Here is a 13245-nt window from a genome sequence, read left to right as displayed (position 1 = left end):
GCCGTATTCGGTCGATCACCCGGATCCAGATGTTTCCGCCCGGCCGCCCACCAGTCGTAGCGTCCGGTCCATGAATCAATCCACCTGGCGAAACTTCGCAGGCGACCAGATGTGCCGCCCCCGCGCCATCGAGCGTCCTTCCAACGCAGCGGAACTGGCCGCCGTGGTTGAGCGGGCCGGCCAGCACGGCGAGGTCGTTCGAGTGGCCGGCGCGGGGCACTCGTTCAACGACGCCGTGCTCACCGACGGCACGCTGATCACCCTGGAACGGATGAACCGGGTCCTCGACATCGACCGCTCCTCCGGTCTGGTGCGCTGTGAGGCCGGGATCTCACTGGGTGCACTGAGCGCGGCGATGTGGGAGCAGGGTCTGGCCTTCGCAAACCTCGGCGACATCGATGTGCAGTCCATCGCGGGCGCCACCGCCACCGGCACACACGGTGCCGGCGTCGGCCTGCCGAATCTGTCGGCGAGCCTGCGGTCGATCGAACTGACACTGGCCGGCGGCGACCGGATCGAGATCGATGCCGACAGCGATCCGGAAGCCTACCGTGCCGCCCGGGTGAGCCTGGGTGCGCTGGGCGTGGTGAGCGCGGTGACCCTGCAGGCGGTGCCCGCGTTCACGCTGGCGGGCGTGGACACCGTCGCGCCGCGCGCCGAGGTGCTGGAGAGGCTCGATGAATTGGCCGATGGCAACGACCATTTCGGCTTCTTTGCTTTCCCGCACAGCCCGCTGGCCATGACCAAGACCTGGAATCGGACCTCGGAAGCGCCCCGGCCACCGTCGAAGGCCGCCGAATGGTTCCAGGACGAACTGCTCACCAACTACACCTTCTGGGGCGTCTGCCGGCTCGGCCGCGCTCGGCCGCAGTGGATTCCGGCGCTGAACCGGTTGTGCACCAGGCTATCCGGCAGCACCCGCCGGGTCGATCGCTCCTACCGGATCTTCGCTACCCCACGCCGCGTGCCGATCACCGAGATGGAGTACGCCATCCCGCGCGGGAACGCCGCCGAGGCGGTGCGGCAGGTTCTGGCGCTCGCCGAACAGCCGCGCTTCGACGTCCCGGTGCCGATCGAAGTGCGTTTCGTGGCCCCCGACGACGCCTTCCTCAGCCCGGCCGCAGGCCGGGCCAGCTGCTATATCGCAGTGCATCAGTTCGAGCGGATGGCTTGGGAGCCGTATTTCCGTGCCGTGGAACAGATCCTGCGCGGGTTCGGTGGGCGGCCGCACTGGGGCAAACGGCACTTCCGCTCCGCCGCCGACCTGGCCCCGGAGTACCCGGACTGGGATCGGTTCGCTGCGGTCCGGGACCGGCTGGATCCGGGCCGCCGCTTCACCAACGCCTACGTCGCGCGCGTACTGGGGGATTGAGCGTGCCTCTGCTGTACGACCGTTTCCCCGAGCTCCGCGATACCGTGCCGCACCTGTCGCTGGGCGCGGCACCGACCCCTCTGCGCCGGCTGCCACCGTTTCCCGGCACCGAGACCGAGATCTGGCTCGCGGACGAGGGCGCCTTCGGTGACGGTGGCTGGGGCGGCAATAAGGTCCGCAAACTGGAGTGGCTACTGCCCGACGTCGTCCGCCGAGGCCGGCGCACCATCCTCACCGTCGGCGGACTGGGTACTAACTGGGGGCTGGCCACCGCGCTCTACGCGCGCGAGCAGGGGCTCGCCACCGTGCTGGCCCTGGTCGACCAGCCGGTGGACGAGCATGTGCGCGCCCAGCTCGAGCGCATCCGGAACTCCGGCGCCACCGTGTATTTCACGCACACCGTGGCGCGCACCGCACTCACCGTGCCGTGGCTGCTGGCCCGGCACCGCACCGGGTCGACCCCGCCGTATCTGCTGCCTGCCGGTGGGTCGTCGCCGCTGGGCCTGCTCGGCTACGTCGAGGTCGGCCTGGAACTCGCGGCCCAGGTTTCGGCGGGCGTCATGCCCGAACCGACACATATCGTCACCGCCGTCGGCTCTGGCGGCACGGCCGCCGGGCTGGCGCTGGGGCTCACCGTCGCCGGGTTGCGCACCCGGGTGGTGGGGGTCGTGGTCAACGACAAGCTCCGGCTCGACCCGCGCGGCCTGCTGCGTACGGCCGAGCGTACCGAACGGCTGCTGCGGGCCCGCGGCGCGCACCTACCGAAGAACGTGGCACTGACGGCAGATCGGCTGCTGCTGGTGCGCGACCAGCTCGGTCCCGGCTACGGCCACGCGACCAACTCCGGCCGGGCCGCACAGATATCGGCCCGCGAGAACGCCGGACTACACCTCGAACCCGTCTACACCGCCAAAGCAATGGCCGCGATCCTGGACCCGCAGCAGGGATTCGGCGCCGGACCCATCGTCTATCTACACACCGACGGCACTCGGTGATCACACGGGACCGCAGCTCGAAACGAGCGTAAAAGGGCGCCGCGATCAGCCGAGATCACCGCAGCCGACCGGATCGGGCCGGTTCACGCGGACCACCCCGGTAGATGGCGTTGTCACAACCCGCTGGTGTGGATTCATTCGGTTCTATGGGTGAGCTGGGCGGCGGCTGCCACAAGACGCAGCGCCGGGTAAAGGATCGTGACGTAGCGGGTTAGCTAGTCCGGGTGGGTGACCTTGCACGCGAACGCGCTATGCCGATGGGTGGATGGTTGATCGAACACTGTGGAGCACAGCGACGATACGTGCCCGACTCAGCGGCGGTCCGTGGGCAATTGGGTGGTGATGTGGGTGCTCGACAGCAGCATGGCGGAGACCACATCGACGAGATGTTCACGGCTGGTGGCGAATTCCCCACGTAGCCACGCGGCGACTAATTCCAGCGTTCCAGCGACGAGTGTGTAGGACACCAGCGCGTAGTAGTTAGCCGAACCGTCGTGCCCGCGGCCTGAATCACTCGAACCCCAGCGGCTGTGGCATCGGATCGGTGGTTGTCACCGGCGACAGCGTCGTTCTTCATCGGGTGTTGTGTATGGCCGGGCCGAGCGCGCGCGGGCACCGAGGTGCGCCGAGAGGCAGGCGGAGAACTCAGGCGGCCTGACACCACTCGACGATGAATCGGCGCGGGCGCGAGCGATGGGCCGGAAGTTCGACCACGGATTAGGTTTGTTGCCCAGCATGTAGTCATGTGACTACACTAGCGCGCATGTGCCGACCGTAGCCGATTGACTACGGAAGCTTTGCGCGGCTTTTCCGAGAGGAACCTCGTGACCGAAACCTTCGTGGCAACCGAACGCGATCGACTGGCAATGTTGCAGTGGCAGCACTTCGACGCTGTTCGAATGGGTTCGACACTGGGCGCTGAGATCTCAGGCGTCGACCTCACCACGGACCTGCCGGAGGTGGTGGTCGCCGAGCTGCGTCAGGCGCTGCTCGATTACAAAGTCCTGTCCTTTCGCGAGCAGCCCATGAGCGCTGCGCAGCATGTGGTCTTCGCGCGACGCTTCGGGGAGCTCGAGATCCACCCCTTCGTCCCGTCCAATACTGGTCACCCCGACCTGATCCGCTTCCGCAAGAGCGGGCAGGTGACCGGATTCGAGAACGGCTGGCACCACGAGCTCACCTGGCGCGAGCGGCCTTCGCTCGGTGTGATCCAGCATGCGCTCGAGGTCCCTGTCCTCGGGGGAGACACCCTGTTCTCCGACATGTACGCCGCGTATGAATTGCTCGACGAGGAGACCAGAAGCCTCATCGATTCGCGCGATGCGATCCACGACTTCAGCCGCGTATTCGGGAATGCGCTGCCCGAGGACAAGCGCGAGGTGATGCGGGACGCGCATCCGACGGTCAAGCACCCCATGGTCTGTGTGCATCCTGAAACCGGTCGGCGGCATCTGTTCGTCAACCAGATCTTCGTCGAACAGATCGACGGTATGGATCGCGACGCTGGGGCTGAGTTGCTCGACCGTGTCTGCCACCGGATTGCCGACCATCCTGAGCATCAGGTTCGGCTGCGTTGGGAACCGCATACGGTCGCATTCTGGGACAACCGCGCGGTTCAGCACTACACCATGCCCGACTACTGGCCCACGATCCGAGTGATGGATCGCGCGTCCATCGTCGGAACGCGCCCGCACCGGTGACGAGCTCGGGATGGATGCCTGCGTCCTGCTATTGGAGTGCGATTTGAGTGACACATGCGCTGCGGCGGCTGGCGGTCGGCGGCGAGCCCGATGGCGACCGAATCGCGGTGCAGCCTCGACCGGACCTGGCGTGATGTTCAGACTGTGACCGCCATCTGAACAAACAACCCACAGCGCTGCGGCTTTACGACTGACGAAGGTTCGGCCGCGATGACCACGACAAACATGGAGATGGTGTGAACGCGGCAATACCCCCTTTCCCGAACGATGTGTCGACCCGGACCGGATCAGGTACGGGCCGGCCGAATACCAGCGGCGCCCCGCCGTCGATGCTGGAACGAATGACACTGATCCTCGACCTGTTCGACGACCCGTCGGTGTGGATGCCGCTCGGTGAGATCGCCAGTCGCACCGGGCTGCCGCGGTCGAGCTCCTATCGCATCCTCGAGCATTTGTCCGTGCTGGGCTGGTTGCGACGGCGCCCCTCGGGATACGGGCTCGGGCCGCGAGCGTTGCGTCTGGGCGTCACTCGCGGCACCGACGAAGAACTGCGGATCACAGCGCGACCTGCGCTCGAAGAATTGCACGCACACACTGGCGCAACCGCCTATCTCGGCATCCTCGATTTCGACGAAGTCGTGTTCGTCGACCGAGTCACGCGGCTGGGGTCGGGTGCTGGAGTCGGTCTCGGTCATCGTGCACCGGCCTATGCGACTGCGCTCGGCAAAGCCCTGCTCGCGGCCATCGGCCCGGAACAGGCCGGCAAGGCGCTGGCCGCAGGATTGCGGCCGTGCACTCCAAAGACCATTACGAGCCGGCGCGCCCTGTACGCCGAGTTACGCCGCATCCACAGCGGTGGCGGGTTGGCGTTCGACAGCGGTGAGTACCTGCGCGGGTTTGACGGCGTCGCCGCGGTCATTCATGGAGCCGACGGTGTCCGGGGCGCTATCGGCGTAAGCGCGCCGGGAACGGGGGCGAACCTCAGAAAATTTGCCTCGCTGGTCATCGGAGCCGCACAACGTGTCTCACTGCAGTTGGACCCGTCCGGCATCACCACGCCACGACCGGCAACTGCGAGAAATTCACCTCGCGGCGCGCATGCGGTCACGAGTCCTGTGGATTCTCACGAATCCCCCGGATCTTCTCTCGCAGGACGTCGAAATACCGCTTGAGCGGCTTCCGTTACGATTTGCGCCCGCAGGGCCGACGGAAGTCAGGGCCAGTTGGCGACGGGCAGCCGCGCCGGGTCTCGGACAGCATCGACGCGCTGCCGCGCCCACACTGGGTGGGCCGGCCGGGGTCTTGGACGCTCGGTGAGTGCGCTCGGCGCGGTGCGGGTGGATCCGCGGTCGCCGGCGAGCGTGCGAAACCGAATTCGCATGCATTGTTAGGCGGCATCGCGGCCCGCACGGTCGTTCGCTGCTGCGTGAGCGACCCGTTCCAGGATGATGTGACCGGCTGCGCGGATGTTCGGCCGAACACGACGTCCCACCCGAGGCCAGGGTGTTTCCTGGGCTCGTCCACGGCACCCGGGGCTGCGGCGAGCGGTTGCTTCGGCCCGCGAAGTGCGTCGGATGATCGTGGCAGCTCTCGTGTGCCCGCCAGGCGCTGGCTGCTTGCCCGCCTGTGGCCGGATAGGTCAAGCTGTTGCGGGTACGAGTGGTCGAGGAGTGTAGACGTGCTGTGGAGCCGACTGTGGGTCGAGTGACGGCTGCCGATATCGCCAGATCATTGGGGATATCGCGGGCGACGGTGGGCTTCGTCCTCAACAGCACTCCGGGACAAGCGATTTCGGCCGCAACCCGGGAGCGAGTCCTGGCGGAGGCGTCGCGTTTGGGTTATCGGCCGAACGCCGCGGCGCAGGCTTTGGCCAGTGGCCGCAGTAGATGCATTCTGATTCTGCTGCCCGACTGGCCGGTGGGTTACACGCTCCAGCGGAGTCTCGATGTCGCCGTCGACGTTCTCGAACAGGGCGGCTACTGGCCAGTGGTCCATACCTATCGCAGGGGTGAACGAGCCCGTCCGCTCTGGGAGTACATCAATCCCGAGGTGGTGGTGTGCTTCGGTTTGTTCGATGCCGAGGACCTCGCCGCAATCCGGGCCAGCGGCGTTCGCAAGGTGCTTCCCGACGTCAGCACCGGACCGGGCGAGCCCGAGCTGCCGTTGATCACCGCGGGCCCTCGACGGCAGGTCGAGCACCTCTATGACCTCGGGCACCGGCGGCTGGCCATTGCCACCTCGCGAGATCCGCGTCCGGCGAGCCTCATCGCGGGCAGGACCCGCGCAGCGCGCGCCGCGGTCGCAGAGTTCGGTATGCATCTCGAATCGGTGGTTGCGGTCGATCACCGCGACGGCAGCGCTGAGCGCGCCGTCGAAGCCTGGCGCGCGGCCGGTGTGACCGGTGTGGTCGCCTACAACGACACGGTGGCCGCGGTAGTTCTGGGTGCCGTGGTGCGCGCGGGGCTGCGGGTACCCGCCGAGCTGGCCGTTGTCGGTCACGACAATGCGCCGCTGGCCGAGCTTTTCGTTCCGGCGATCTCGAGCGTCACGGTCGACACCGACAGTCTGGCCCGCTATCTGGCGCGGATGGCCTTGCACGAGGCCGACGGCCGGCCCGCACCGACCGAGGTACCGGACTGGACAGCACAACTGTTTCCGCGCGAATCCACGGTCGCAGCAGGTGGTATTTGAACGATCGGGGCTCAACGCCCAGCCCGCGTTCGTACCGCACCGGCCACGGCCCTATGCGGCGACCTCGCTTCGCAGCGCCTGCACATCAGGCATCGGCATCTCGGCCCGGGCTGGTGCGCCGCTTCGGCTCCGGGGAGGAGGGCGGCGATCAGTGGCATAGATTGGTATTCAACAAATGGAATACCGGCGGTCGAACACGCAGATGAGTCAGGTGTATCGGGCATTATCGCGGATGGCCGAGGAGGGCTGGTCCGTTATGAGGTCGAGGCGCGACCCGGGCCGCAGGATGCGAAGACCTACCATCTGACCGCCGAGGGGATGACGGTCTTTGTGGATTGGCTCACCGGCCCCTACATGCCGCCGACGAAATTCACCGATCCGGAGTTCCGGGCTCGGTTGAGCTTCGCGGGATTCATGACCCAGGAACAGATACTGCAGTTGGTCGAGAACGAGCTTGTCGCACGCCGTGACCAAGTGGCACGCTTCCGCCATCGCGATCGAAGCCTGCCGCAAACCACGGAGTTTCCCATAGACCGTGATCTGGCGATCGCGATGACTGAGCTGCTGCACAGGTGGGGGTCCGACGACATCGATCCCCACATCACTCGCGTGGAGCTGCTGCGGGATCAGCTGCTGGCAGGCCGGTTCCCGGCCAGGGGCAGCGCAGTGGCCGACGAGCTGGGTACGCCGGTCCAGCGAGCCCGATTCCGGGTGGTTCCCGACTCGGCACCGACAGCGAATATTTGAGCTGGACCGTGCTGAGGCGGCTGGCGTGCAATCCCATGTATCGGGGTGTTGCCAGGTGTGCTGTTTCTGAGCCGAGACCAGGTTGGCGAAACTGCAGCCAGGTCGAGTGAGGCCGGGGGCTCAGGAGTTGCAGCGTTTCGGTATCGGCGACCTCGGGCACATGACGTCGCAGCACCTCGCACGCCGAGGCCGGGCGTCAGCGCACCTTGACCGGCAGTACTGCACAGGCTCCGGCCACCCCGATCACCGCGACGGTGACATACAGCGCGGCGTAGCCGCCGAAGCCGCTCACCACGGCCGCGGCCAGCGCCGGGGCGATCGCGTTGGGCAGCGCCGCAGCGATATTGAGCAGACCCAGTCCCTGGGCCGCGCCGGATTGCTGATCGGGCAGCACCTGGGTGGCCAGCGCCTGGTCGACCGAGATGAAGATGCCGAAGCCGATGGACAGCACGGCGAACGAGGCCACGATTCCCGCGGTTGTGGCGGTGACGGCGGGAATCACCGCCGCGGCAGCGACCACCAGGCCACCAGCAAGCACGACGGGTTTGCGGCGGCCGATGCGGTCGGAGATCAGCCCCGACAGTGCGACGGCCAGGACGAATCCGGGTGCGCTCACCATGGCGATCTTGGGCGTGAGGTTGGTGGCTTGGTCGCGGGTTAGTCCGATGTAGTCCTGCAACAGGTAGAGCTGGAACGTGTGGATCATGGCGTAGCCCCCGAACAGCAGGAGTCGGCCCGCGAAGACCCAGCAGAAATCGGGGTGGCGCAACGGATTGATCCACAGCCCCCGCAGCAGGCATCGCGTGGCGCTCCCGCTCACCGAGACAGCGGCCCGGTTGTCGCCCTCGGGATTGCGGAGGATGAAGGCGATCGTGATCGCCAGCAGCAGTACTGCGGTGACCGTGTAGCCGAGCGGGATGCTGGTCGCGAACCGCGACCCGATCACCGGTACGAGTATGCCGCCTGCGATGGTCCCGAGCCCGAACAGCGAGGAGAAGCGGCCGCGCCGTTGGATCGGGACCCGGTCGGGCTGGATCGCCGACAGCGGCCCGGCGAGGGTGTGGAATCCGACGTGCACCAGTACCGCCGAGGCGAGCAGCCACGGCACGGACTGCGCCATGCCGGTCACCACCAGCGCCGGAGCGCCGATGAGCGCGCCGATGAGCAGCCACGGCGCACGCGCGCCGCGACGGGTCCGGGTGCGGTCGGACAAGGCGCCGACCACCGGCTGCACCCCGATGGTGACGATCGCGACGACGGTGTTCACCAGGGCGAGCTGTTCGAGCTTGTGGTCGGGATCTAGCGTCTGGATCTGCAACGCCGTGAAGTAGGCGGTGATGCCGAAGGCGAGCTGCGGCACCGCAGCGGTGAACGGAGCCCAGACGAAGAGCCGGCGCAGCCCCTGGGGTGAGAGTTCCACCATGGCCGGCGCCGCGTCAGCGTCTTGGTTGGTGGGTTGAGCGGGGGCTGGATGGCGCATTCGGGTCCTCGGGATCGGTGCGGGCTTGCCGGAGTGACGGTTGACGTTCCATGTCACTAATGCCATAGTCGAGGCATATTCAACTAGTGGAATACTAGCGCGGGCTAGTAGGATGATAGCGCGGGGAAGCGCAAGGTTCGCAGCGAATCTGCATCCACTGAGATTTGAAATGCCGTTCACCGTAATGGGACTCATCGAGGAGGCGACATGGCGCGACTCGCGCGCGAATTCCTGTGGGGAGCCGCGACCTCACCGCACCAGACCGAGGGCAACAACCTCAACAGCGACTGGTGGCTACAGGAGAACAGCGCCGGGTCGTATCTGCCCGAACGAAGCGGCGACGCCGTGGACAGCTACCACCGCTACCGCGAGGACATGACATTGCTCGCCGACGCCGGGCTCAACGCCTATCGGTTCGGCGTGGAATGGGCCCGCATCGAACCGGAGCCGGGACGGTTCTCGCGCGCGTCGCTCGATCACTATCGGCGCATGATCGATACCGCGATCGAACTGGGTCTCACCCCCGTGGTCACCCTGCACCACTTCACCAATCCGCGGTGGTTCGCCGAGGCGGGCGGCTGGGTCGGTCCCGACGCGGTGGATCGATTCGCCGATTACGTCACCGCGGTGTCGCCCCTGCTCGCCGATGTCGAGTGGGTATGCACCATCAACGAATCCAACATGGTCGCGGTGATGACCGACGTGCGCCGCAGCCTGACCGAGATGGACTCCGAGGTGCTGGCGCGACTGGCCGCGGGCGCGCTGCCCACCCCGAACGAGGAGATCGGCACCACCCTCATCGCGGCGCACCATGCCGCCCGCGAGATCCTGCGGGAAAACACCCGCGCCGCGGTCGGATGGACCGTCGCCCAGCAGGCGTTCACCGCGGACCCCGGCTGCGAAGCGCAACTGGCGGAAGCCAATTGGATCTGGGAGGACATGTACCTCGCCGCGGCCATCGACGACGACTTCGTCGGCACTCAGGCCTACACCTCTCGCAGCGTCGGCCCCGACGGACCCCGCCTGCATCCAAAGCGTATGGACAACACGATCACCGGATGGGCCTACCGCCCCGACGCTCTGGGGCTGGCGGTTCACAACGCCTGGGCCGTCACCAATGGCACCCCAGTGCTGGTCACCGAGAACGGCATCGCCACCGCCGACGACGACCGCCGCATCGCCTACACCAGCGAAGCGCTGAGCCACCTGCACGCTGCCATCGACGACGGCGTGGACGTGCGGGGTTACCTGCACTGGTCCGCGCTCGACAACTACGAATGGGGCCGATGGGACCCCACATTCGGGTTGATCGCTGTCGACCGTGACACCTTCGCGCGCACCCCGAAACCCTCCCTAGCCTGGCTCGGCGGACTGGCCCGAGCGAACCGGCTGCCGGAATCGACGCTACTGCCCCGGCATGACCGCTGACGGCGGCCAGTAAACGGCGGTGGCCCCCGCCCAGCTCGCGCGGGGCCACCACCGTTCGAAGGAAATTCTGCGAGCATGCATCACCGGACAACATTCCCGAGTCCTTGAAGTGCAGTGAGGATAACTACCGCAAATTCGAGGTGAGGGTAGCAATTTCATAATCATCGACACTGGCCGAGTTTCCGCTGAGTGGGAGTATCTCTCTGAGTGGGAGTATCTTTCGCCCCGAAAGCGGGTCTTGACCTCGATAGACGCTGCCAGTTATAACCACATGCTCCCCTTTTGGCATGTGGTTATCCCCATTTGTCGGCACTTCAAATTCCGGTGAGTGGAATAGCTTCGAAAAATCTCTGAGAATTTCCTTAACCAATCACCCGGTGTGACGTAGCCTACAGGTAGCGCGCGCTAGTCATGGACCTGATGTTCGTGATTACGTTCATGCCGATGTTTGCCTCCGCCCGACTGGGCTCGTGACCAGATATCGGCTCTTCTCAGAGAGCAATGAAGTACATGAAGTTTCGACAAGGACTGTGCGTGACCGCTGTGGTTGCAACGATGTCTGTCGCTGCGGCGGCGACCGCGGCCGCCGAGCCGGCTTCCCCCCTGCCCGCTGGAGCGTCCGAGGGCGCGAACGCGGTCACCGAGGCACTGCACTACCGCGCCGTTCGCGATGCCGATGCCGTAGTGGCGTCGGTGGAGACCGGTGGATTCAGCGTCGACCAGATCCTCGGCCAGGCCATCCTGCGTGATGCGGCCGGGACTGCTCGGGACTCAGTGCCGCTGAGTTTCGTCATGGATGGGCAGCGGTACCCCATCGACGCCGCGATTTCGGCGGACGGGCGGCAGCTTCGACTGACGCCGCAGCTGCGCGCCGGGTGGGTCCCGCCGACTGCGCTGCAGCCGATCGCCTCCCCGCTGGAGAACCAGCTCGCGATGAACGACCTACTCAACTCGGTGAGCTTCGGGCTGTCGGCGGGCAGCCTGATCGGCACCATCGTCGGCGCGGTCATCGGAGTCGGTGTCGGACTTGCGGTCGCGGGCGCCTCGTGCGTGGTGTTGTCCATCGGATGCGTGCTGACCGTGCTCCCGATCGTCACCCTGGTCGGTGGTGCTGGAGGGATCGCCGGTCTGGTCCTGGGCGGCGGGCCGGGGCTGATCAACGGAGTGTGGAACTACTACACGACGATGCAGGCCGCCCCCGGGGCCAGTCAGTACGCCGACCAGATTCCCGCGTTCCGTCAGTCCGCGCCCGCGCCGGTGCCGGAGGCCGCCCGATGAGCATTCGCCGACGGGCTTTCACGACGGTGGCCGCCGGTGGCATCGCAATCGCTTGCGCCGTAACCGCACCGCAGGCGATCGCCGATATCGACACCTCCACAGCCAGGGAAACCGAGTTCCGCACCGTGGTCGCCGACGGATTGGCGGTGACCACCATCGACGCCGGAAGTTTCCAGGCCGATCAGGACGGTACGGCGATCACCGTCGTGGACCCGGCTGGGCAACCCGCGGGCCGGATCCCGCTCGCCTTCGCTCTCGACAACCGCAGATACCAGCTGCAGCCTCATATTTCGGCTGATGGCCGGACCTTGTCGTTGCTGCCCGACATCGCCGGCGCCCAGCCGATCGCGTCACCGCTGGAAAACCAGCTCGCCCTCGACGACGGTCAGGGCAAGCTCGGTCTGGCCATAGCGATCGGGCCGATGGCCGGAGCGATCGGAGGCGCCGTGATCGGCGTGGTCGTCGCACTGGCGTCCTGCGTTGTGCTGACCATCGGTTGCCTGCTCACCGGTCTGCCGATCATCGGTGTGTTCGCCGGTGCTGGTGGCCTGGCGGGAACGATCCTGGGCGGCGGCGCGGCGGCGGCCTATGCCGCCTGGAACTACCTCGACACGCTGTCCAAGGCGCCGGGCCAGAGCCAGTACGCCAAGGACGGAGAGGGCGCCAACGCCGCAGGCGTGCCCGACAGCCATCTGCGCATACCCAAACTCGGCACCGGCTCCAGTGGTGGAAGCAGCAGCGGGAGCGGAAAGAGATGACCGCCGCGGTGTGACCGCGTAGCGGAAATCGTCGGGTGTTTCGACGCGCGACACCGGCGAGCGAAACGATCCGAGCGTGCCTGGCCGCTCACGCGAGTAACCAGGCACGCCGCATCCCGCTGCTTTCGGCGAGATGCCTCGAGTACCGGGCCACGCGCTGGCGAAAGGCTCAGCGACGCGACGGTGCTACAGCCCGGAGGTGAGGATCCTGCGTGCGCGCTCGTCGGCGGCCGCCTGCAACTGCTCGAGCGTGAGCTCGTCCAGCCCGGCGGCGCTACGCAGGAACGGCCCGAACAATTGCCAGCCCAGCTCGAGGGCAGCCGCATGCGCGGCCGCCAGAGCTGCGTCGGGCCGTTCGTCGTGATACTGCTGCGCCACCTGAAACAACCGGTTCATCACCGGGAATCGATGCTGCAGCTCACCGGCCGGATATCCGTCGAGCAGACAACGAGCGATCACCGTCCAATGCAGGCTCAATCGGGTATCGGTGGAGGAGAGTTCGCGATCGGCGTGGCCGGCTCCGAGATGATCGAGGACCTCGGCGACGAGTTTGTCCTTCGCGCCGAAATGCCGGAACACCAGGCCGTGATTGACCCCCGCCCGCTCGGCGATGTCGCGAATCGACGTAGCGGTGGGGCCACGCTCGGCGAATAACGCTGTCGCACTGTCGAGGACCGCCGCGACGATGGCCTCCCGGCCTTGCGGGGGCGTCCTTCGGGAAGTTGTTGCCTCGGACGTAGTCACTCGACTACAGTAGCGTATGCCAGGCTGTAGTCGAGTGACTACAGCCATTGCT

12 protein-coding genes are annotated in these 13245 nt (G+C 66.5%); 9 read left to right on the top strand and 3 right to left on the bottom strand.

Going from position 1 to position 13245, the window contains the following annotated elements; translation table 11 throughout:
- The first annotated feature begins 70 nt into the window (after positions 1 to 70).
- A complete protein-coding gene (locus ACFXIV_RS33030) occupies positions 71 to 1372 on the top strand; it encodes a D-arabinono-1,4-lactone oxidase (RefSeq protein WP_379401145.1) in 1302 nt (433 codons plus the stop codon).
- 2 nt (positions 1373 to 1374) lie between these two features.
- Positions 1375 to 2367, top strand: coding sequence for a 1-aminocyclopropane-1-carboxylate deaminase/D-cysteine desulfhydrase (locus ACFXIV_RS33025; RefSeq protein ID WP_379401146.1), 993 nt, complete (start codon positions 1375 to 1377; stop codon positions 2365 to 2367).
- A gap of 311 nt (positions 2368 to 2678) precedes the next feature.
- Here ACFXIV_RS33025 and ACFXIV_RS33020 read toward each other — a convergent pair whose 3' ends face one another.
- Entirely contained in the window at positions 2679 to 2834 is a 156-nt protein-coding gene (locus ACFXIV_RS33020) for a hypothetical protein (RefSeq protein WP_379401147.1), read from the bottom strand.
- 357 nt (positions 2835 to 3191) lie between these two features.
- Here ACFXIV_RS33020 and ACFXIV_RS33015 point away from each other — a divergent pair, with 357 nt between their 5' ends.
- The 4 genes from ACFXIV_RS33015 to ACFXIV_RS33000 all read left to right on the top strand — a co-directional run bounded on the left by ACFXIV_RS33015 (position 3192) and on the right by ACFXIV_RS33000 (position 7505).
- Positions 3192 to 4067: a TauD/TfdA dioxygenase family protein gene (locus tag ACFXIV_RS33015; RefSeq protein WP_379421374.1), complete on the top strand. Its 876-nt coding sequence runs from the start codon at positions 3192 to 3194 to the stop codon at positions 4065 to 4067.
- A 341-nt stretch (positions 4068 to 4408) separates the two neighbouring features.
- Positions 4409 to 5239, top strand: coding sequence for an IclR family transcriptional regulator (locus tag ACFXIV_RS33010; protein WP_379401149.1), 831 nt, complete (start codon positions 4409 to 4411; stop codon positions 5237 to 5239).
- 532 nt (positions 5240 to 5771) lie between these two features.
- On the top strand, positions 5772 to 6758 hold the full coding sequence (locus ACFXIV_RS33005; RefSeq protein WP_379401150.1) for a LacI family DNA-binding transcriptional regulator: 987 nt from the start codon (positions 5772 to 5774) through the stop codon (positions 6756 to 6758).
- Between the two features lie 414 nt (positions 6759 to 7172).
- Complete coding sequence (locus tag ACFXIV_RS33000) at positions 7173 to 7505, top strand: hypothetical protein (RefSeq protein WP_379401151.1); 333 nt, start codon at positions 7173 to 7175, stop codon at positions 7503 to 7505.
- A gap of 196 nt (positions 7506 to 7701) precedes the next feature.
- Here ACFXIV_RS33000 and ACFXIV_RS32995 read toward each other — a convergent pair whose 3' ends face one another.
- Positions 7702 to 8928 (bottom strand): MFS transporter, encoded by a 1227-nt coding sequence (locus ACFXIV_RS32995; RefSeq protein ID WP_379421373.1) that lies wholly within the window; start codon positions 8926 to 8928, stop codon positions 7702 to 7704.
- A gap of 264 nt (positions 8929 to 9192) precedes the next feature.
- Here ACFXIV_RS32995 and ACFXIV_RS32990 point away from each other — a divergent pair, with 264 nt between their 5' ends.
- The 3 genes from ACFXIV_RS32990 (at position 9193) to ACFXIV_RS32980 (ending at position 12449) form a co-directional block, all read left to right on the top strand.
- Positions 9193 to 10413 (top strand): family 1 glycosylhydrolase, encoded by a 1221-nt coding sequence (locus ACFXIV_RS32990; protein WP_379401153.1) that lies wholly within the window; start codon positions 9193 to 9195, stop codon positions 10411 to 10413.
- Positions 10414 to 10947: 534 nt separating this feature from the next.
- On the top strand, positions 10948 to 11691 hold the full coding sequence (locus ACFXIV_RS32985) for a hypothetical protein (protein WP_379401154.1): 744 nt from the start codon (positions 10948 to 10950) through the stop codon (positions 11689 to 11691).
- Positions 11688 to 12449 carry a hypothetical protein gene (locus ACFXIV_RS32980; protein ID WP_379401155.1) on the top strand — a complete coding sequence of 254 codons (762 nt, stop codon included), beginning with the start codon at positions 11688 to 11690 and terminating at the stop codon, positions 12447 to 12449. Before ACFXIV_RS32985 ends, ACFXIV_RS32980 begins: the two co-directional genes overlap by 4 nt.
- A 186-nt stretch (positions 12450 to 12635) precedes the next feature.
- Here ACFXIV_RS32980 and ACFXIV_RS32975 read toward each other — a convergent pair whose 3' ends face one another.
- A complete protein-coding gene (locus tag ACFXIV_RS32975; RefSeq protein ID WP_379401156.1) occupies positions 12636 to 13193 on the bottom strand; it encodes a helix-turn-helix domain-containing protein in 558 nt (185 codons plus the stop codon).
- Positions 13194 to 13245: the final 52 nt, after the last annotated feature.

This window comes from Nocardia sp. NPDC059236 (assembly GCF_042754085.1).
Taxonomy (GTDB): domain Bacteria; phylum Actinomycetota; class Actinomycetes; order Mycobacteriales; family Mycobacteriaceae; genus Nocardia.
Note: the sequence above shows the minus strand (reverse complement) of the source record. Positions and strands in the feature narration are given on the sequence as shown.